Raw genomic sequence first — 20,023 nt, 5'->3', positions numbered from 1 at the left:
CGGCATGCAACTCCTCGCCGTCGGACTCAATCACACCACTGCACCGGTCGCCTTGCGCGAACGGCTGGCGTTCGCGCCTGAGCAGCTGGGCACGGCGGTGGCGGCAGCGCGCAACTGGTTCGCGCGCGCCGATTCGCAAGGCGGCGACGAGGCGGCCATCCTGTCCACCTGCAACCGAACCGAGCTGTATGCGGCCAGCAATGCCGCCCACCCGCTCGACGCCGGCGCGCAGTTCCTGGCCGACTTCCACAAGCTGAACTATTCCGAGCTGCGCCCGCACCTGTACATGCTGCCGCAGCACGATGCCGTGCGCCATACCTTCCGCGTGGCCTCCGGCCTGGATTCGATGGTGCTGGGCGAGACCCAGATCCTGGGCCAGATCAAGGACGCCATCCGCACCGCCGACGAAGCGGGCGGCCTGGGCACCTACCTGCACCAGCTGTTCCAGCGCAGCTTCTCGGTCGCCAAGGAAGTGCGCAGCACCACCGAAATCGGCGCCCACAGCGTATCGATGGCGGCGGCCGCCGTGCGCCTGTCGCAGCGCATCTTCGACAAGGTCTCCGAGCAGAACGTGCTGTTCATCGGCGCTGGCGAGATGATCGAGCTGTGCGCCACCCACTTTGCGGCGCAGAACCCGAAGTCGATCACCGTGGCCAACCGCACCATGGAACGCGGCGAAGCGCTGGCGCACCGCTTCAACGGCAAGGCCATGCGCCTGGCCGACCTGGGCAACCAGCTGCAGCAATACGATATCGTCATTTCCTGCACCGCCTCCTCGCTGCCGCTGATCGGGCTGGGCATGGTGGAGCGCGCGATCAAGGCGCGCCGCCACAAGCCGATGTTCATGGTCGACCTGGCCGTGCCGCGCGATATCGAGGCCGAAGTCGGCCGCCTGAACGACGTCTTCCTGTACACGGTGGATGACCTGGGCAAGGTGGTGCAAACCGGCATGGAAAACCGCCAGGCCGCCGTGGCCCAGGCCGAAGCGATTATTGAGACCCGCGTGCAATCGTTCATGCACTGGATCGACGACCGCGCCGTGGTGCCGGTGATCCAGGGCCTGCAGGAAAACAGCGAGACCATCCGCCTGCTGGAATTGGAACGGGCACGCAAGCTGCTCGCCAAAGGCGAATCGGTGGATGCGGTGCTGGAAGCGCTGTCGCGCGGCCTGACCGCCAAGTTCATGCACGGCCCGCAGCAAGCGCTGCACCGCGCCCAGGGCGACGAGCGCGCCCAGCTGGCCGAGCTGCTGCCACAATTGTTCCGCGGCCGCCGTTAGCGGCCTCCCCTGCCTTCTTCGTGCCGCCATTTGCGCGGCTGCACCCTCATCGAAAACAGGATTCTATGAAACCTTCAATGCTGGCCAAGCTGGACCAACTGGCAAACCGCCTGGTCGAACTGGACGAACTGCTGATGTCCGAAGGCGCGACGTCGAATATGGACAGCTACCGCAAGATGACGCGCGAGCACAGCGAGCTGCAGCCGTTGGTGGCGCTGTACAAGGATTACCTGCAGGTGCTGGGCGATATCGACGACGCGCAAGCCATGCTGTCCGACCCGGATATGAAGGAGTTCGCGCAGGAAGAAATCGAAGCGGGCAAGGCGCGCCTGGGCGGTCTCGAGCTGGACCTGCAGAAGATGCTTCTGCCGAAGGATGAAAACGACGAACGCAACATCTTCCTGGAAATCCGAGCCGGTACCGGCGGCGACGAATCGGCCCTGTTCGCGGGTGACCTGCTGCGCATGTACACCCGCTTTGCCGAACGCTCGCGCTGGCAGGTGGAAATCGTATCGGCTTCGGAAAGTGACCTGGGCGGCTACCGCGAGGTGATTGCCCGCATTATCGGCAATGGCGCCTACTCCAAGCTTAAATTCGAATCCGGCGGCCACCGCGTGCAGCGCGTGCCGGCCACCGAAACCCAAGGCCGCATCCACACCTCCGCCTGCACGGTAGCGGTGATGCCGGAAGCGGACGAGGTGGAGGACGTGCACATCAACCCGGCCGACCTGCGCATTGACACCTTCCGCGCCTCGGGCGCCGGTGGCCAGCACATCAACAAGACCGATTCGGCGGTGCGCATCACCCACCTGCCGTCCGGCATCGTGGTGGAATGCCAGGACGACCGTTCCCAGCACAAGAACAAGGCCTCGGCCATGAAGGTGCTGGCCGCGCGCATCAAGGACGTGCAGCTGCGCGAACAGCAATCGAAGGAAGCGGCCACCCGCAAGAGCCTGATTGGTTCCGGCGACCGCAGCGAGCGCATCCGGACCTACAACTTCCCGCAGGGCCGCATGACCGACCACCGCATCAACCTGACACTGTACAAGCTGGACATGATCATGGACGGCGACCTGAACGAACTGACCACCGCCCTGACCACCGAACACCAAGCCGAGCAGCTCGCCGCCCTCGGCGACTAAGGCCGAGCCCGTGTCCACCTTGGGGTCAGGCTCTTTGGTAGACACGAGCACATGCGTGCGAAAGCTGAGCCCGTGTCCACTAAAGAGCCTGACCCCAAGGTGGACACGGGCTGGGCTGTAATGCCAGATTAAGGATCGCGCGGGGGCTTTGTGCGAGAATTGGCCGAATTTCTAACTGTTAAGTTTATGACGATGAGCAACCGTAACGTTTTGCTGGCAATCGCCTTGGTGAGCTTTGGCATGATCGGTGCCGCGATGTATCTGCAGCATGTGCTGTTCCTGATGCCTTGTCCGCTGTGCGTGATCCAGCGCTATTTGTTCATCGCCTTGGGTATCGCGGCGTTGGTGGGCGCTTTCAGCTCCAAGCCGAAGGCGGCGGCGGGTGTGGGCTTGCTGGCGGCATTGGGCGGCCTTGGCGTGGCGGGCAAGCAGCTGTGGGTGCTGGCGCATCCTGGCCTGTCCTGCGGCATCGATCCGATGGAAACCGCCCTGAATAAAATCCCTACATCCGAATACCTGCCTTGGCTGTTCTACGCTGAAGGCCTGTGCCAGGATGCGACGGAAAAATTCATGGGGCTGCAAATTCCGGTCTGGTCCTTCATCTGGTTCACTATCCTGGCCATCGGTACCGCCTGGGTGGTGCTGCGTAAGCGCGCATGAGCATCGTGATCGCGGCCGGCACCACGCTGGGGGCGCTGCAACGTGCGCCCTTGATGGATCCGGTCGACCAGCGCATCCTGGTGTGCCACGCGCTGGGCATCAGCCGTACGGCCCTGATTACGCAATCGGAGCGGGCGCTGGAGGCGGACGAAGCGGCGCGTGTCGCGGCCCTGCTGCAACGCCGCGCAGATGGCGAGCCGGTGGCTTATATCGTCGGCCAGCGCGAATTCTTTGGCCTCGAGTTCGAAACCACCCCGGCGGTGCTGATCCCGCGCCCCGATACCGAACTGCTGGTGGAACTGGCGCTGGAACGCCTGCCGCCGCGCGGAAAGGTGCTGGACATGGGCACCGGCAGCGGAGCCATTGCCGTCGCCATCGCCCACAGCCGCCCCGATGCGGAAGTGACCGCCCTCGACGTCAGCCAGGAGGCCCTGGCCGTGGCCAGCCGCAACGCCCTGCGCAACGGCGCGCGCGTGCGCTTCCTGCACAGCGACTGGTATGGCGCCGTAGCGGGCGAGCAATTCGACCTGATCGTTTCCAACCCGCCCTATATCGCGGACGGCGACCGCCATCTGTCCGAGGGTGACCTGCGCTTCGAGCCAAGCGGCGCACTGACCGACTTTGCCGATGGCCTGAACGCCCTGCGCACCATCATCGCCGGCGCGCCGGGCCGTTTGGCGCCCGGCAGCTGGTTGCTGATGGAGCATGGCTACGACCAGGCGGCAGCCGTCCGCGGGCTGCTGTCATCAGCGGGTTACACTGATGTACAAAGCTGGCAGGATCTGCCTGGCATCGAACGGGTTAGCGGCGGCAGGGCACGGTAAAATGCGGCTTCCAGCCCGGTTTTGGGGGCCTTCGCACGCGCTTTTCGGTTTTCGGTTAATCTCGCACCAATCTTGATTTGCTGCAGCGGAAAGGAAGAGCAAATTGTCCAATCTATTGACGCGCCGCCTGGCCTTGCTGGCCGACGATAAGCACCGTGCGGTGCTGGGCGGCGGCCTGCGCGGCATCGAGCGAGAGACCCTGCGCGTGCAGCCCGATGGCCACCTGGCGCATACGCCGCATCCGCTGCCCCTGGGCTCCGCCCTGACCCACCCGCACATCACCACCGATTATGCGGAGACCCTGCTGGAGTTCATCACCCCGGCCGAACACGATATCGCCGTCACGCTGGAGAAGCTGGATGCGATCCACCGTTTCAGCTACACCAAGCTTGGCAATGAACTGATCTGGAGCCAGTCCATGCCCTGCGAGCTGCCGGCCGAAAAGGACATCGAGATCGCCTGGTACGGCAAGTCCAACCTGGGCATGCTGAAGCACGTGTACCGCCGCGGCCTGGCCCTGCGCTATGGCAAGGCGATGCAGTGCATCGCGGGCATCCACTACAACTACTCGCTGGACGAGCGCCTGTGGCGTATCCTGGCCGAGAACGAGGGCGCAACCCACATCACGCCCAAGGCCTACCAGTCGGAAGCCTACCTGGCCACCATCCGCAACTTCCGCCGCTACAGCTGGCTGCTGATGTACCTGTTCGGCGCCTCGCCGGCGCTGGCGGAGGGCTTCCTGCGCGGCCGCCCGCACAAGCTGGAAAAGCTGTCGGGCGATACGCTCTACCTGCCGTATGCGACCAGCCTGCGCATGAGCGACCTGGGTTACCAGAACGAGGCGCAATCCGGCCTGCACCCGCACGAGAACAGCCTGGATTCCTATGTGGCCACGCTGACCAAGGCGGTCAACCAGGCCTACGAGCCGTATGCGAAGATCGGCACCAAGGTGAATGGCGAGTGGGTGCAGCTGTCCACCAACGTGATCCAGATCGAGAACGAGTATTACTCGACCATCCGTCCGAAGCGCGTGATCAACACCGGCGAGCGTCCGATCCAGGCGCTGTGCAACCGCGGCGTGCAGTACATCGAAGTACGCTGCATGGATGTGGACCCGTTCGAACCGGTCGGCATCAATGTGCAGACCGGCCGCTTCCTCGATGTGTTCCTGCTGTTCAGCGCACTGGAAGAAAGCCCGCTGATCACGCCGGAACATGGCGAACTGCTGGCGCGTAATTTCGCCCGCACCGTGAAGGAAGGCCGCCGTCCGGGCCTAACCCTGAACCGCGATGGCGAGGAAGTCACGCTGAAGCAGTGGGGCCTGGACCTGCTTGAGCGCTTCAAGCCGGTAGCGGAGCTGCTGGACCGCGAACATGGCGGCCGCGAACACATGGCGGCGCTGGAAGCGCAGGCGGCCAAGCTGCACGATCCGGAGACCACTCCTTCGGCCCGCGTGCTGCAGGCATTGCGCAACAACGGCAAATCGTTCACGGCCTTCGGCCTGCACCAGAGCGAAAAACACGCGGCCTATTTCCGCAGCCATCCGCCAAGCGCGGAGGATGTGGCGCGCTTTACCGAGATGGCGCGCGTGTCGATCGCGGAGCAGGAAGAGCTGGAACGCACCCAGACCGGCAGCTTCGACGATTACGTCGCAGCCTACCGCGCCAGCAACCTGTGCCCGAACCACTGCACCTGACCCTTGCTCACTTTCTATAACGAACAGCATAGCGATGCATCCCGGGTGCAGCCGGTGCTGTCCGAGCTTGGGCGGCGCGGCCTGGGACAGATCGTCACGCCGCATGGCGTGCCGCTGATGGCGCTGGAGCGTACCCACGCGCCGCGCTACCTGAATTTCCTGCGTACGGCCTGGGCCGAGTGGGTCGCCGCTGCGCCGGGCAATGCGGCGCGCCCTGCCGCGGCAACGCAATGGCCAATCCGCAGCTTCCGTACCGACATCGAACCGGCCAGCTTTGCAGCACGCCTCGGCCTGTATTCGATGGATGCTGTCACGCCTATCACCGCCAGCACCTGGACCGCCGCAAAAACGGGCGCCGATTGCGCCGTCAATGCGGCGCATGCGCTGCGAGTCGGCGAGCGCGCCAGCTTTGCGCTGACGCAGCCGGGCGGCCATATGGCCGGCGCGGATTTCTGCGGGGGCGGCTGCTACCTGAATAACGCTGCGCTGGCGGCGCAGCATTTGCTGGACGACGGCCTGTCGCGCGTCGCCATCCTCGATCTGGACTACCACCATGGCAATGGCACCCAGGGCATCTTCTATGAGCGCCCGGACGTGCTGTGCGTGTCGATCCACGCCGATCCGCGCCATGCCTTCCCGTGGTTCTCCGGCCATGCCGACGAAACCGGCGGCGGCGCCGGCGTGGGCTACAACGTCAACCTGCCCCTGGCGCCAGACGCCACGGCGGCCGATTGGTTCGCGGCACTGGAAACTGCTTGCCTGCGTGTGAACATGTTCCGCGCCGAGGCGCTGGTGGTGGTGATGGGCGATGGCTTCGGCCTGCAGGCCGGCGACTTCCTGCGCGCTGGCGAGCGGTTGTCGTGGCTTGGACTGCCGACTGCTTTCATGTTCGAAAGCGGTGGCCCGCTGATCGTCAATGTGCTGGAAGGCTTCGACTGCGCAGTGGACTAGGGCAGCGTCAAGCGCGCTTCCAGGCCACCGCCCTCGCGCTGGTGCAGCGTCAACGAGCCGCCCATCGCGGTCGCCAGCTGGCGCGCAATCGCCAGGCCCAGCCCGGTGCCGCCGGTCTCGCGGCTGCGTGAGGACTCCAGCCGCACGAAAGGCTCGAACACGGCTTGCAGCGATTCCTGGGGGATGCCAGGTCCGCGATCCAGCACGCTGATCACGACGCCAGTGCCGGGACGCTCCGCCGGCGCCACGTGCACCTCCGCACTGCCACCGAACTTGAGCGCATTGTCGATCAGGTTGCCCAGCACGCGGCGCAGGGCCTGCGGGCGCAGCTCCATCGCATGGCCAACTGCGCCATGCAAAGTGACCTGCTGGCCGGCGTCTGTGTAGTCGTGCACCATGCTGTCCAACAGCGCATCAGGGTCGATGCGTGTCGGCGCCTCGCTGGTGCCGTGCAGCGTGCGCGCATAGGCCACGCCTTCCTTCACCAGCTGCTCCATGGAGATCAGGTCCTGGCGCAGCTTGGCCTGCTGATCCTCATCATCCATCATATCGACGCGCAAACGCATGCGGGTAATCGGCGTCTGCAAATCGTGGGAGATCGAAGCGAGGATCTGTATGCGTTCCGCCATATAGCCGGCAATGCGCTGCTGCATGGCGTTGAAGGCGCGCGCAGCACGCGCCACCTCGGAAGGCCCGTTCTCGGGCAGGTGGGCGCCCTGCATATCCGGCCCCAGCGCATCGGCCGCCAGCGCCAGCTGCTGCAAAGGCCGCGTCGCCAAGCGCACCGCCAGCCAGCAGCACAAGGCAAAGACCGCCAGCTGCGCCGCCATCAGCGCGCCAAACCAGGGCGACATCGGCACGCTGCGCATCGGCCGGAAGTCGATCGTCAGCGGCATGCCATCACTCAGTTCCAGGTGCACCTGGTAGCGCTCCGTCGCGCCGCGAATCTGGTGCACGGTCAGCTTGTACTGTTTGCCCACACCCTCTTCGAACGAACGCACGGCATTGGCCTGCAGCTTGTCCAGATGCGGCAGCGACTCATCGCACGCCTCGAGCCTGAACTCATAGCTGCGGCGCGCCAGGCGCGGCAGCCACTCCGCGCGCTGCGCCGCAGGCAAGGCGTCGAGCAAGGCTACCGAGGTGGCAACCTCGCGCTCGATATAACCCATCATCAGGTTATTGGTCGCCTCATTCCGCTCACGCATGGTGAGCCAGAACGACAGCCCCTGCGCCACCGCCACGCCCAAGCAGAGCAACAGCGCCAAACGCGCAAACAGGCTGCGCGGCCAACGCAGGCGCATCATGGCTCGCCCGCTGCCAGCGTCACCGCTGCAGAGAAGACATAGCCCTCGCTGCGCAAGGTCTTGATATAGCGCGGCTCACGTGCCGTGTCGCGCAGGCGCTGGCGCACCCGGCTGACCAGCAGGTCGATCGAACGGTCGAACTGGTCGGCATTGCGGCCTTGCGTCAGGTTCAGCAGCTGGTCGCGCGTCAGCACGCGCTGCGGATGGTCGAGGAAGACGCGCAGCAGGCGGTATTCCGCGCCGCTCAGCGCAACCTGCGTGCCGTCGGCGTCCAGCAGGTGGCGCGCCACGGTGTCCAGGCGCCAGTCGCCAAAGGCCAGCATCGGCACACTCTCATTGACCTGCATATTCGGCGGCAGCATGCGCGTGCGGCGCAGCACTGCGTTGATACGCGCCAGCAGCTCGCGCACGGCGAAGGGCTTGGGCAGGTAGTCGTCGGCACCCATTTCCAGGCCGATGATGCGGTCCGTTTCGTCGTTGCGGGCGGTGAGCATCAGCACCGGGATCGCCTTGTGCTTGCCGGCGCGCAGGTCGCGGCACAGGGCCAGGCCATCTTCGCCGGGCAGCATCAGGTCCAGCACGATCAGGTCGGGCGTGTCGTCTTCGACGATGCTGCGCATCTGGCGGCCATTCGCGGCCAGCGAGGCGCGCAGGCCATTCTTCTGCAAATAGGCTCCGATCAGCTCGCGGATATCGCGGTCATCGTCGACGATAAGGATGTGGTCAGTGTTTTCCATGAGCCCATGATAACCAATGCCGGTACCAGATTTGTATCCCAGTGTGTACAGGCTTGGGCAATACACAAAACATTGCACTCGGCCCCCTCGCGTGACATATGCCAGATACCTGGAATTGGTCCAATAGCGTCATACCAGAACACGGAGCCCACCATGATCAACCCGCTCGACACACCGCTGGCCTTCCTGGCAGGCCTGCTGACCATCGCCTCGCCCTGCGTGCTGCCGATGCTGCCCATCCTGCTGGGCTCCGGCGTCAACCAGCGCAACCACCGCCGCCCGTTGCTGATCGTGGCCGGCTTTGTACTGAGCTTTGCCAGCTTCGCCATGCTGCTGGGCGCCGTATCGGCGGTCATCGAGGTGGCGCAGGAAGTCTTGCGCAATACCGCGCTGGCCCTGCTTGCGCTGTCCGGCCTGTTCCGCGTCTGGCCTGCGCCATACGAATGGCTGATGGCGCGCCTGCCGGGCCGCAGCGCAGCGCCCGCCACCTCCGATGATGGCAACGGCAGCGCCTTCCTGCTTGGCGTCTCCCTGGGCGCCGTATGGACCCCGTGCGCCGGCCCGGTACTCGCTTCGATCCTGGTGCTGGTCGTGAAGGCACAGGATCCGGCCTGGTCCGCCCTGCTGCTGACGCTATATGCCCTGGGCGCGGCCGTGCCCATGCTGGGAATTATCTATGGCGGCCAGTACGCCACCCAGCGTGTGCGCTCCGTGGCGCGCCATGCCCAGCGCCTGCAACAAGTCTTTGGCGTGCTGGTGCTGGTCACCGCCGCCGCGATCTACCTGCAATACGACACCCTGGCTTACGCCTGGGCCGCCCAACACCTGCCAACCCTGAAAGGACTGTAACCATGCCCCATTACCTCAAATTCCTCACTGCCGCGGCGATGCTCGCCGGCGCCAGCGCGGTTTCGGCCGCGCCGGCCACCGCCCCCGAGTTCACCGGCATCAACCAATGGCTGAACAGCGAACCGCTGACTATGAAGCAGCTGCGCGGCAAGGTTGTGCTGGTCGATTTCTGGACCTATGACTGCATCAACTGCATCAACACCCTGCCGCATGTCGTGAAGTGGTACGACAAGTACAAGGACAAGGGGCTGGTGGTGGTGGGCGTGCACACCCCGGAATTCGGCTTCGAGCGCAAGACGGAGAATGTGCGCGCCGCCATCAAGCGCTTCGACATCCGCTATCCAGTGGCCCAGGACAACCGCTACGAGACCTGGAAAGCGTACGACAACCGCTATTGGCCGGCTTTCTATCTTGTCAACAAAAATGGCCAAGTGGTGTACACCCACTTCGGTGAAGGCCGGTACGAACAGACGGAAGCCAAGATCCAGCAACTGTTGAGCGAAAAATTCTAGAAAAATAGCTTGCAATTGAATCGCACACTATCTATAGTGTGCACATGGGCAGCACAATTCGCCCGGGAAGCTGTAAATCAATAGCACACTAGTTAATCGCTCACTACAAAGGAAAACCATCATGGCTAAGATCTCCAACGTTCTGTACCGCGCAAACGCTACTTCCACCGGCGGCCGCGAAGGCAAATCCGTCTCCAGCGACGGCGCCCTGGACGTCAAACTGACCACCCCGAAAGAACTGGGCGGCAACGGCGCCTTCGGCACCAACCCGGAACAGCTGTTCGCAGCCGGCTACTCGGCCTGCTTCATCGGCGCGATGAAATTCGTTGGCGGCCGCGACAAGATCGCCGTGCCGGCAGACGTTTCGATCAACGCCACCGTTGGCATCGGCCAGATTGAAGGCGGCTTCGGCATCGAAGTGGAACTGAAGATCTCCCTGCCTGGCCTGGACCGCGAAACCGCGGAAAAACTGGTGAACGCTGCCCACCTGGTCTGCCCTTACTCGAACGCGACCCGCGGCAACATCGACGTCACCCTCACTATCGTATAAGCAAACATGGGCACGGCGGCCAAAGCGGCCGTGCCCACCTTCAAGGAGAAATATCATGAAAGCATTTGCCACCATCATCGCTACCGCCGCCCTGGCCCTCTCCACTGCCGCACAGGCAGCGCCCAATAGCGGCGAAGGCTACCAGGCCGACACCACCACCGTATCGACCAAGACCCGCGCTGAAGTGAAGGCTGAGACCATCGCCGCCCTGCGCCGCGGCGAAATCCTGAACGGCGAAGAATACCCGCGCAACATCGCCGGCCCCACCAGTGGCAAGACCCGAGCCGAAGTGAAGGCTGAACTGGCCGCCGCCATCCGCAATGGCGAAATCCGCTACGAGCAATAAGCGTAAAATGGTCGCCTCCCATCACGCGAGGCGACCAATGATTGAATGGCAGTGGCTGGACTTCAAGAGCATTCCCAACACGGACTTGTATGAGCTGCTGCGGCAGCGGCAGGAGGTCTTCGTGATCGAGCAGCAGTGCTTTTACTCGGATATGGATGGCTATGACCAGGATGCCCACCACCTGCTTGGCTGGTCCGGCATCAACGGCAAGCGCACGCTGGCGGCCTACCTGCGCTGCATCGCGCCCGGCATCAAGTATCCGGAAATGTCGCTGGGACGCGTATTGACTGCCCAAGCGGCACGCGGCAGCGGCGCCGGGCGGCAACTGATTGCGGAGGGCATCCGCTGCGCGGAGATGCTTCATCCGGGCCACCGCATCCGCATCGGCGCCCAGGCGCACCTGGAAAAGTTCTACGGCAGCTTCGGCTTCAAGGCCGTCGGCGAGCCCTATGACGAAGACGGCATTCCGCACCTGGAAATGCTGCGGTAAACGAAAAAGCGGCCCACTGAACTGACCCCAAAAAGTTGGACGGTTTAGTTTGCTAGGCTACCAAGGGCTGGATCCTGTATTGCACGGGACTCAGCCCTTTTAACTTCTGCTTGATGCGGTCGTGATTATAGTAGTGGATATAGCGCTTGAGTCCTGCCCTCAGCTCATCGGCGCTGCTAAATTTATTGGGGTGGTAGAACTCTGATTTCAGAACCGCGAAGAAGCTTTCCATCGCAGCATTGTCGAGGCAATTCCCCTTGCGCGACATGCTTTGCTCTACGCCCTTGCTACGTAACGCGCGCTGGAATGCAGGCATTCGATATTGCCAGCCTTGATCGCTATGAAGCAAAGCCTTGTCGCTAGATTTAAGTTTGGCTAAGGCCTTCTTCAGCATAGAGCCCACCAACTCAAAGGTGGGGCGCTTTGCCGTTTCAAAGGCGATGATCTCACCGTTAAACAGGTCCAGAACCGGCGAGAGGTATAGCTTTTCGCCCGCCACATTAAATTCAGTCACATCCGTCACCAGCTTCTGCTTGGGCGCCTCGGCGTTGAATTGTCGCTGCAGCACGTTGGGGGCAGCATGTCCCACCTCTCCTTTATATGAGCGGTATTTCTTCGGGCGCACCAGCGACTTGAGCCCCAATAGGCCCATCTGGCGCTGTACCGTCTTGTGATTGACCTGGTGCCCTAAATTCCGAATGGCGAGCGTAATTCGACGATATCCATAGCGCCCTTTGTGGCGAGCAAAGATCCACTGGATCTGGCCCTTTAGTGCCAAGTGCTTGTCAGCCGCCTGGGCTACCTTTATCTGATAGTAAAAAGTACTACGTGCCAGGCCAGCCAGCTCAAGCAAGCCAGCAAGTGGGAATTGGTGCCTTAGTTCGTTTACGACTTGCGCTTTTTGCGCGCGGTCGTGCGTTGCTCCCGCTGCTCTTGAACTAAGGCCTTCAACTTTTTTAGATACGCATTCTCCATACGCAGGAAATTTACTTCCGCAAGGAGATCTTCACGGCTACGGGCATCGTCGTCAACTGGAAGTTGCGGTGGGGTGGGCTTGGGATCGGCCATTTTCTTCGGCGCGCCACGTCGCCGTGGCTGTAGTGTATTTATACCGCCGCTATGATAGCAGCGCTCCCATTTCGACAAATGGCCAGGGCTACGGATATTGAACGCGGCTGCTGTCTGGCCATAAGACAATTCGTTGTCCCACATATGCTGAAGTATTGCCAACTTCTGTGCTGCGCTATAGCTGGCAGTTTTTCGCACCAAACCGGCCTCGCCGTGCATTTGATACAAATTCACCCAGCGCCTTACCTGGCCATCGCTGAGGCCATACTGATGAGCCAGTGTCTGGCTCCCGATATTTCCGTACTCATATCGCTGGACAACTTCCAGCTTGAATTCTGTTGTGTACTTTGCCAATGAAAAGCCCCGAAAGTTGGTGTCCAACTTTCGGGGTTCAGTTCACCACTGGGCCGCTTTTTCTCGTCATGGCTGGCCGGATTAGCGGCTGATTGCCATCACTTCAACGTCGAACACCAGTGCGGTGTTGGCTGGAATGACCGAGTTGCCGCTCGCGCCGTATGCCATGTTCGCAGGGATGATCAGGGTGCGCTTGCCGCCCACTTTCATGCCCAGCAGGCCCTGGTCCCAGCCCACGATAACCTGGCCGCGGCCCACGGTGAAGGCGAATGGGTTGCCGTTGCGGGAGGTTTCGAACTGCTTGCCCTTCTTGTCGGTGGCAGCCGCGTCGTACAGCCAGCCGGTGTAGTGCACGGTTACCAGGTCGCCGTTGCTCACTTCCACGCTGTTGGAACCGACTACGGTGTCGACCTTGGTGAATGCAGGCTGTTCCGGGGTGGTAGTGGTCGGTTTGTCATCGCCGCCACCGCCGCAAGCTACCAGCGCCAGCGCGCATGCCAGGGAAGCAATCACTTTGAACATCGTATTCTTCATTTCTTTCTTGCCTATCAAATGGTCAGTGGTGTGGATAATGGAGCAGCAGTTTATCAGACTGCTACCCCCTCTTCCCCACTGACATAATCGGTTACAAATTTTGTGTCTTCAAATTTCCACTTGTGTACCTAGTTCGATGACACGGTTCGGTGGGATCTGATAGTAGTCCGCCGCGGCGCGCGCATTGCGCGACATGGCCACGAACAGGTGCTCGCGCCATGGCGCCATGCCGGCGCCCGGGGCCGAAATCACGGTCTGGCGGGCGATGAAGAAGGAAGTTTCCATCATCTCGAATTTGAGGCCCTTGGCTTCGCACAGCGCCATGATGGCCGGCACGTCCGGCTCGTCCTTGAAGCCGTAGTGGATGTTCAGCTGGAAGCATTCGTGGCCGAGGGCGGTCACGCGTACCTGCTCCTCCGGCGGAACATACGGTTCTTCCACGATATGCACGGTGAAGAACACCACGCGTTCGTGCAGCACCTTGTTGTGAGACAGGTTGTGCAGCAGGGCGTGCGGCACGCCGTCGCTTTCGCCGCGCAGGAAGACGGCGGTGCCCGGCACGCGGGTCGGCGGCGCCATGAACAGGGAGTTCAGGAAGTCTTCCAGCGGGATGGCGTGCTTTTCCAGGTTCTTGAACACCAGCTCGCGGCCGGTGCGCCAGGTCAGCATTGTGGTGAACAGCGCGGTACCAAGCAGCAGCGGGAACCAGCCGCCGTGGAACAGCTTCAGCGCGGAGGACGAGAACAGCATGATGTCCATCACGATGAAGAAGCCGGTGGCACCGAAGCACAGCACTAGCGGCAGGTGCCAGCGGTAGCGGATCACGAAGAAGGTGAGGATGGTGGTGGCGAACATGGTCGCGGTCACCGCGATGCCGTAGGCGCCGGCCAGGTCGTCTGAATTCTGGAAGCCGATTACGGCGATCAGCACCACGATCAGCTGCAGCCAGTTCACCACCGGGATGTAGATCTGGCCCATCTCGCTTTCCGAGGTGTGCTGCACGCGCATGCGCGGCAGCATGCCCAGCGCAATCGCTTGCTTGGTCATGGAGAAGGTGCCGGAAATGGTGGCCTGGGAGGCAATCACGGCGGCGGCGGTGGACAGCACCACCAGCGGGTACACGCTCCAGGCCCCGAGCTGGTTATAGAACGGGTTGGCAATCGCTTCCGGATTGCGGATCAGCAGCGCGCCCTGCCCCAGGTAGTTCAGCACCAGGGCCGGGAAGGCGACCCAGAACCAGGCCAGGCGGATCGGGCGTTTGCCGAAGTGGCCCATGTCGGCGTACAGCGCCTCGGCGCCGGTAATCGCCAGCACTACCGCGCCCAGTGCGACGAAGGCGATAAAGCCGTTGTCGCGCATGAAGATGACGGCATAGTACGGATTGAGCGCTTCCAGGATGGCTGGCGTCTCAACGATATTGATCACCCCCATGACGGCCAGGGCTCCGAACCAGAGGGTCATGATCGGACCGAAGAAACGGCCGATGCCGGCCGTGCCGTGGCGCTGCACCGAGTACAGGGTGACCAGCACGATGATGGTCAGTGGCACCACGTATTTTTCCAGCGCCGGAGCCGCCACTTCCAGGCCCTCGATCGCGCCCAGCACCGAAATGGCCGGGGTGATCACCGAGTCGCCGTAGAACATGGTGGCGCCGAAGGTGCCGATCAGCAGCAAGGGGAAGTGCCATTTCGGCGCGACCTTGTGCACGGAATTCAGCGCCAGCGCCATCAGGGCCATGATGCCGCCCTCGCCGCGGTTATCGGCGCGCAGCACCAGGCTGACGTACTTCAGCGAGACAATGAGCGCCAGGCTCCAGAAGATCAGGGAGATGATGCCCAGCAGGTTTGGCTGGTTGAGCGCCAGGCCATGGGAGGGATCGAAGACGGTTTTGAGGGTATAAAGCGGGCTGGTGCCGATATCGCCATAGACAATGCCAATGGCTGCAAGCGTCAGTGCCGCTACGCTGCTTTTCTTATGTTCTGACAAAATTTCACCCAAAAGTGTTTTGGTGCATCGCACAATAGGCCAAGCCAAGGCCAATTGCAAGTTTTTCGGTGGCCGGTGCAAAAACCGCGAATGTGCTATTTTCCACCTTTACGGAAAGAAAATCATGCATATCAGCAAAGCCAGTAGCGCCGACGCGCCACAGCTCTTCGCGGTGTGGGAAGCCTCCGTCCGCGCCACCCACGATTTCCTCGATGAAGCCCAACTCCAACGCCTGGCGCCCCTGGTGCGCGAGCTGATGTCCAGTTACGCGCCAATTTACTGCCTGCGCGACGATTCCGGCGCGCCTTTTGCCTTCCTCGGCGTCTCCAATAACGAAATCGACATGCTGTTCGTGGCTCCCGCCCGGCGCGGCCAGGGCGCCGGCCGGGTGCTGGCCGAGTACGCCATTGCCACCCTGGGCGCCAATAAAGTAGGCGTCAACGAGCAGAACGGCCAGGCGGTGGGCTTCTATGAACGCCTTGGCTTCCGTACGGTCAGCCGCTCGCCGCTGGACGGCCAGGGCGAGCCGCTCCCTATCCTGCACATGGAGCTGGCATGAAGACCGGCATGCTGTACGCTGCCGGCGCTTTCCTGTCCTGGGGCCTGTTCCCCCTGTACTTCCACGCCATCAAGGACGTGCCGGCGTCTGAAATCCTGGCGCACCGCATGGCGTGGTCGCTGCTGTTCCTCATGCTGGTCCTGCTGGTGCGGCGCCAGTGGAAGTGGCTGCCTGAGGTGCTGCGCCAGCCAAAGGTGGTGGGCAGCTTCCTGGCCAGTGCCTTCCTCCTGAGCGCGAACTGGTTTGTCTATATATGGGCGGTCAATAACGGCCACGTGGTCGATGCCAGTCTGGGCTACTTCATCAATCCCCTGGTCAATGTGCTGCTGGGCATGGTGGTCCTGAAGGAAAAACTGCGGCGCGGCCAGTGGCTGGCCATCGGCGTAGCGGCAACCGGGGTGGCATGGCTGACCTGGCAAGCCGGCCAGGTGCCGTATATCGCGCTGGTGCTGGCGCTCAGTTTTGGCGCTTACGGCCTGCTGCGCAAGACTGCTGCGCTGGCGGCGCTGGAAGGGCTGTCGTTTGAAACCATGATCCTGTTCCCGCTGGCAGTGGCTTATCTGGGCTGGCTGGTGTTCAACGGCCAAAGCGTCTTCGTCAACGCCGAATCGGACAGCACGCGCTGGCTGCTGGCGGCGGCCGGGCCCACCACGGCGATCCCGCTGCTGCTGTTCGCGGCCGGCGCGCGCCGTATCCCGATGTCGGTGCTCGGCATGTTGCAATACATGTCGCCCTCGCTGCAGATGCTGCTGGGCGTGTGGGTCTTCCACGAAGCCTTCTCCAGCGCCCGCCTGCTGGGCTTTGTGCTGATCTGGAGCGCGCTGGCTATCTATATGCTAGAGGGTTGGTGGATTAGTCGAAGGACTTCAGCTGCTTAAAGTCGGGAACTTTTACAAGTTTTTTTGAACTCCCTGTGAAATCAGATACTTGGTAGATTGGCATGCTGTTTGCTTTACTTCCCAAACTGACAACACACTTACCTGGGAGTAACAATTGCTGAAGAAGATCCTGACTGGCATCGCCACCTTCGCCTGCGCCGCCAGTGTCCACGCAGGCCCTGTCTCGATGAGCACCTCGGTCAACCTGAACGCCAGCCTGCCTGACAGCAGCTGGCCCTTCTATTCGATGGTCACCTCGGTGAACGTCAACGGCACCCTGGGCAGCCTGGACGCCAACTCGATCCAGTCCGCCGTGCTGAAAGTCTTTGCGCATTCGTCGACGATCTTCAACGACATCGACAACGAATACGATGCCTACGTCAACACTGGTATCACCAAGACCGTCAGCGGTCGGACCGGCAAAGCGTGGGAGCGCAATGTCACCGTTGAGAAAAAGGACACCATCAAGGATACGCTGGTAGTCTCCGCCGGCTTCGCCGACGCCAGCGCCACTGTGGGCCATTCGAATAGCCTGACCAAGACGCAAGACAACCATTACGACGGATATGAGCGTATCGGCACCAGCAGCAACTACAAGCACTACTACACCGACAAGTACGAAGTGCAGGACGCCTGGAGCGGCGACGTCGTCGTCACCCTGACCCTGAATTCCCTGGCGCTGCTGGATCTGAAAAACGACGGCATCCTGGGGCTGGCAATCGGCACCTATTGGGGCCACCACTTCGATATCACCAAGATCCAGCTGGACTTCGTCGCCCTGGCTAATAACGATGGTAGCGTCGGAGGCGGCGCCAATGAGGTACCGGTGCCGGGTAGCCTGCTGCTGACCGGACTGGGCCTGGCCGCGCTGGCCAACGCCCGCCGCCGCAAGAATTGAGCGCTGGCTTGGCGCCAAGGGAAACCCGGCATATGCCGGGTTTTTTTTTGCCCCACCAAATGCGCTAAACTAGCGCCTTTACACATCGACCAGAACAGATACCGTGGCCAATTACGTCTATACCATGAACCGCGTGGGCAAAATCGTCCCACCGAAACGCCAGATCCTGAAGGATATTTCGCTGTCCTTCTTCCCGGGCGCCAAGATTGGCGTGCTGGGCCTGAACGGCTCCGGTAAATCCACCCTGCTGAAAATCATGGCAGGCATCGACACCGACATCCAGGGCGAAGCGCGCCCGATGCCGGGCCTGAATATCGGCTACCTGCCGCAGGAACCGCAGCTGGATCCTGAAAAAACCGTACGCGAAGAAGTGGAGTCCGGCCTGGGCGAAGCCTTCAACGCACAAGCCCTGCTGGAAGCGGTGTACGCGGCCTACGCTGAACCGGACGCTGACTTCGACGCGCTGGCCAAAGAGCAGGAACGCCTGGAATCGATCATCGCCGCTGCCGACGGCGGCAACCTGAACCTGCAGCTGGAAATGGCCGCCGACGCTCTGCGCCTGCCACCGTGGGACCAGAAGATCGGCGTGCTGTCCGGCGGTGAAAAGCGCCGCGTGGCGCTGTGCAAGCTGCTGCTGTCCAAGCCTGACATGCTGCTGCTCGACGAACCAACCAACCACCTGGATGCGGAATCGGTCGAATGGCTGGAGCAGTTCCTGGTGCGCTTCCCGGGCACCGTGGTCGGTATTACCCACGACCGCTACTTCCTGGACAACGCTGCCGAATGGATCCTGGAACTGGACCGCGGCCACGGCATCCCTTGGAAGGGCAACTACTCTTCCTGGCTGGACCAGAAGCAGGACCGCCTGAAGCAGGAAGAAGCCACCGAATCGGCGCGCCAGAAAGCGCTGCAGAAGGAACTGGAATGGTCGCGCCAGAATCCGAAGGCGCGCCAGGCCAAGTCCAAGGCCCGTATGGCGCGCTTCAATGAGCTGAGCGAATACGAATACCAGAAGCGCAACGAGACCCAGGAGATCTTCATCCCTGTGGCGGAGCGCCTGGGTAACGATGTGATCGAGTTCAAGAACGTCTCCAAGTCGTTTGGCGACCGCCTGCTGATCGATAACCTGAGCTTCATCGTCCCGCCAGGCGCAATCGTCGGCATCATCGGACCGAACGGCGCCGGTAAGTCGACCCTGTTCAAGATGATCGCCGGTATCGAGCAGCCGGACAGCGGCGAAGTGGCAATCGGTAAGACCGCCAAGATTTCGCTGGTGGACCAGAGCCGCGACAAGCTGGATAACGACAAGACCGTGTTCGAGGCGGTGTCCGGCGGCGCCGACATCCTGAGCGTGGGCCGTTTCGAAATGCCGTCGCGCGCTTATGTGGGCCGCTTCAACTTCAAGGGCTCGGACCAGCAGAAGATCGTTGGCAACCTGTCCGGTGGTGAGCGTGGCCGTCTGCACCTGGCCAAGACCCTGCTAATGGGCGGCAACGTCCTGCTGCTGGACGAACCGTCCAACGACCTGGACGTGGAAACCCTGCGTGCGCTGGAAGACGCGCTGCTGGAATTCGCCGGCTCGGTGATGGTGATTTCCCACGACCGCTGGTTCCTGGACCGTATCGCGACCCACATCCTGGCGTTCGAAGGCGATTCCCAGGTTACCTTCTTTGCTGGTAACTACCAGGAATACGAAGCGGACAAGAAGAAGCGTCTGGGTGAAGAAGGCGCGAAACCGAAACGTATCCGTTACAAGCCGCTGCACGGCTAAACCGGGAAACCAGTGTCTGACCCGCAAGGTCAGACACTACTCTGCCGAAGCCGCTGGCCGCAAGATCATACAGGGTCAGACCCTCGGGTCTGACCCTGGTTTACCGGTTTAAAGGAAGCCAAACATGCGTAAACAATTCCTCTGTGCTCTGTTGCTAGCCAGCGCCGGCGCGATCGCGCATGACGCCCCCCTCGACAAGCTGGCCTGGCTGGCCGGCTGCTGGACCCACACCAACGCCGAAGCCGGCTCCATGGAAATGTGGAGCCTGCCGGCCGGCGGCACCATGCTCGGCGTGGCGCGCACCGTGAAAAACGGCAAGACCGTCGAATGGGAACACACCATGATCCGGGAAACCGCGCCAGGCGTGTGGTCCTACGTCGCCAAACCAAGCCGCCAGCCGGAAGCCAGCTTCGCGGTCAAGTCGATCGGCGATGGGGAGGTGGTGTTTGAAAACCCGCAGCATGACTTCCCGCAGCGGATCATTTACAAGCGCGATGGCGCAGACGGGTTGAAAGCCCGGATTGAAGGCGAATCGAAGGGCAAGCAGAAAGCCTTCGACTACCCTATGAAGCGGACGCAATGTCCCGCTGGTGGGTGAGGCGGGTACAAGGACTTTAGCAGCGCAAGGCTGCCGC

Annotated in this window: 21 protein-coding genes; 16 read left to right on the top strand and 5 right to left on the bottom strand. The window is 62.2% G+C overall.

What is annotated here, in order from left to right; all coding sequences use genetic code 11:
• The first annotated feature begins 4 nt into the window (after window positions 1-4).
• The 6 genes from hemA (at window position 5) to AAHE99_RS07130 (ending at window position 6,552) form a co-directional block, all read left to right on the top strand.
• Window positions 5-1,279, top strand: a complete 1,275-nt coding sequence (gene hemA / locus AAHE99_RS07155; RefSeq protein WP_342115892.1) for a glutamyl-tRNA reductase — start codon at window positions 5-7, stop codon at window positions 1,277-1,279.
• 65 nt (window positions 1,280-1,344) lie between these two features.
• Window positions 1,345-2,421: a peptide chain release factor 1 gene (gene prfA, locus AAHE99_RS07150; RefSeq protein ID WP_342115890.1), complete on the top strand. Its 1,077-nt coding sequence runs from the start codon at window positions 1,345-1,347 to the stop codon at window positions 2,419-2,421.
• Window positions 2,422-2,607: 186 nt separating this feature from the next.
• Window positions 2,608-3,081, top strand: coding sequence for a disulfide bond formation protein B (locus tag AAHE99_RS07145; RefSeq protein WP_342115886.1), 474 nt, complete (start codon window positions 2,608-2,610; stop codon window positions 3,079-3,081).
• Window positions 3,078-3,905, top strand: coding sequence for a peptide chain release factor N(5)-glutamine methyltransferase (prmC, locus tag AAHE99_RS07140; RefSeq protein ID WP_342115883.1), 828 nt, complete (start codon window positions 3,078-3,080; stop codon window positions 3,903-3,905). Before AAHE99_RS07145 ends, prmC begins: the two co-directional genes overlap by 4 nt.
• Before the next feature lie 103 nt (window positions 3,906-4,008).
• Window positions 4,009-5,601, top strand: coding sequence for a glutamate--cysteine ligase (gshA, locus tag AAHE99_RS07135; protein ID WP_342115881.1), 1,593 nt, complete (start codon window positions 4,009-4,011; stop codon window positions 5,599-5,601).
• Window positions 5,602-5,604: 3 nt separating this feature from the next.
• Window positions 5,605-6,552 carry a histone deacetylase family protein gene (locus AAHE99_RS07130; protein ID WP_342115879.1) on the top strand — a complete coding sequence of 316 codons (948 nt, stop codon included), beginning with the start codon at window positions 5,605-5,607 and terminating at the stop codon, window positions 6,550-6,552.
• Here the strand turns inward: AAHE99_RS07130 and AAHE99_RS07125 are convergent.
• A complete protein-coding gene (locus AAHE99_RS07125) occupies window positions 6,549-7,856 on the bottom strand; it encodes an ATP-binding protein (protein WP_342115878.1) in 1,308 nt (435 codons plus the stop codon). The genes AAHE99_RS07130 and AAHE99_RS07125 overlap by 4 nt on opposite strands.
• Entirely contained in the window at window positions 7,853-8,593 is a 741-nt protein-coding gene (locus tag AAHE99_RS07120) for a response regulator (protein WP_342115875.1), read from the bottom strand. Before AAHE99_RS07120 ends, AAHE99_RS07125 begins: the two co-directional genes overlap by 4 nt.
• Before the next feature lie 153 nt (window positions 8,594-8,746).
• Here AAHE99_RS07120 and AAHE99_RS07115 point away from each other — a divergent pair, with 153 nt between their 5' ends.
• The 5 genes from AAHE99_RS07115 to AAHE99_RS07095 all read left to right on the top strand — a co-directional run bounded on the left by AAHE99_RS07115 (window position 8,747) and on the right by AAHE99_RS07095 (window position 11,340).
• Complete coding sequence (locus tag AAHE99_RS07115) at window positions 8,747-9,442, top strand: cytochrome c biogenesis CcdA family protein (RefSeq protein WP_342115872.1); 696 nt, start codon at window positions 8,747-8,749, stop codon at window positions 9,440-9,442.
• Window positions 9,443-9,444: 2 nt separating this feature from the next.
• The gene (locus tag AAHE99_RS07110) at window positions 9,445-9,954 is read left to right on the top strand and encodes a thioredoxin family protein (protein WP_342115868.1); all 510 of its coding nucleotides are present in this window, start codon (window positions 9,445-9,447) and stop codon (window positions 9,952-9,954) included.
• A 121-nt stretch (window positions 9,955-10,075) separates the two neighbouring features.
• Entirely contained in the window at window positions 10,076-10,504 is a 429-nt protein-coding gene (locus AAHE99_RS07105; protein ID WP_342115866.1) for an organic hydroperoxide resistance protein, read from the top strand.
• A 55-nt stretch (window positions 10,505-10,559) separates the two neighbouring features.
• Window positions 10,560-10,850 carry a DUF4148 domain-containing protein gene (locus AAHE99_RS07100; protein ID WP_342115865.1) on the top strand — a complete coding sequence of 97 codons (291 nt, stop codon included), beginning with the start codon at window positions 10,560-10,562 and terminating at the stop codon, window positions 10,848-10,850.
• A 37-nt stretch (window positions 10,851-10,887) separates the two neighbouring features.
• A complete protein-coding gene (locus tag AAHE99_RS07095) occupies window positions 10,888-11,340 on the top strand; it encodes a GNAT family N-acetyltransferase (RefSeq protein WP_342115863.1) in 453 nt (150 codons plus the stop codon).
• 52 nt (window positions 11,341-11,392) lie between these two features.
• Here the strand turns inward: AAHE99_RS07095 and AAHE99_RS07090 are convergent.
• The 3 genes from AAHE99_RS07090 to AAHE99_RS07080 form a co-directional block, all read right to left on the bottom strand.
• Window positions 11,393-12,762, bottom strand: a protein-coding gene (locus tag AAHE99_RS07090) for an IS3 family transposase (RefSeq protein ID WP_342115860.1) whose coding sequence is annotated in 2 segments (ribosomal slippage) — window positions 11,393-12,288 and window positions 12,288-12,762 — 1,371 coding nt in all. Because the reading frame shifts where the segments join, the coding sequence is not laid out codon by codon here.
• A gap of 81 nt (window positions 12,763-12,843) precedes the next feature.
• Window positions 12,844-13,296, bottom strand: a complete 453-nt coding sequence (locus tag AAHE99_RS07085) for an FKBP-type peptidyl-prolyl cis-trans isomerase (RefSeq protein ID WP_342115857.1) — start codon at window positions 13,294-13,296, stop codon at window positions 12,844-12,846.
• Window positions 13,297-13,404: 108 nt separating this feature from the next.
• A complete protein-coding gene (locus tag AAHE99_RS07080; RefSeq protein WP_342116042.1) occupies window positions 13,405-15,285 on the bottom strand; it encodes a potassium transporter Kup in 1,881 nt (626 codons plus the stop codon).
• 121 nt (window positions 15,286-15,406) lie between these two features.
• Here AAHE99_RS07080 and AAHE99_RS07075 point away from each other — a divergent pair, with 121 nt between their 5' ends.
• From AAHE99_RS07075 to AAHE99_RS07055, 5 genes are all read left to right on the top strand, one after another.
• Entirely contained in the window at window positions 15,407-15,841 is a 435-nt protein-coding gene (locus AAHE99_RS07075) for a GNAT family N-acetyltransferase (RefSeq protein WP_342115855.1), read from the top strand.
• A complete protein-coding gene (rarD, locus tag AAHE99_RS07070; RefSeq protein ID WP_342115853.1) occupies window positions 15,838-16,719 on the top strand; it encodes an EamA family transporter RarD in 882 nt (293 codons plus the stop codon). The genes AAHE99_RS07075 and rarD overlap by 4 nt, the downstream gene beginning before the upstream one ends.
• A 115-nt stretch (window positions 16,720-16,834) precedes the next feature.
• Window positions 16,835-17,617 carry a PEP-CTERM sorting domain-containing protein gene (locus AAHE99_RS07065; protein ID WP_342115850.1) on the top strand — a complete coding sequence of 261 codons (783 nt, stop codon included), beginning with the start codon at window positions 16,835-16,837 and terminating at the stop codon, window positions 17,615-17,617.
• 103 nt (window positions 17,618-17,720) lie between these two features.
• Complete coding sequence (gene ettA / locus AAHE99_RS07060) at window positions 17,721-19,388, top strand: energy-dependent translational throttle protein EttA (RefSeq protein ID WP_342115848.1); 1,668 nt, start codon at window positions 17,721-17,723, stop codon at window positions 19,386-19,388.
• A 124-nt stretch (window positions 19,389-19,512) separates the two neighbouring features.
• Window positions 19,513-19,986 (top strand): DUF6265 family protein, encoded by a 474-nt coding sequence (locus AAHE99_RS07055; protein ID WP_342115845.1) that lies wholly within the window; start codon window positions 19,513-19,515, stop codon window positions 19,984-19,986.
• The last annotated feature ends 37 nt before the right edge of the window (window positions 19,987-20,023 follow it).

This window comes from Pseudoduganella sp. OTU4001 (assembly GCF_038440195.1).
In the GTDB taxonomy this organism is placed as follows: domain Bacteria; phylum Pseudomonadota; class Gammaproteobacteria; order Burkholderiales; family Burkholderiaceae_D; genus Rugamonas.
Note: the sequence above shows the minus strand (reverse complement) of the source record. Positions and strands in the feature narration are given on the sequence as shown.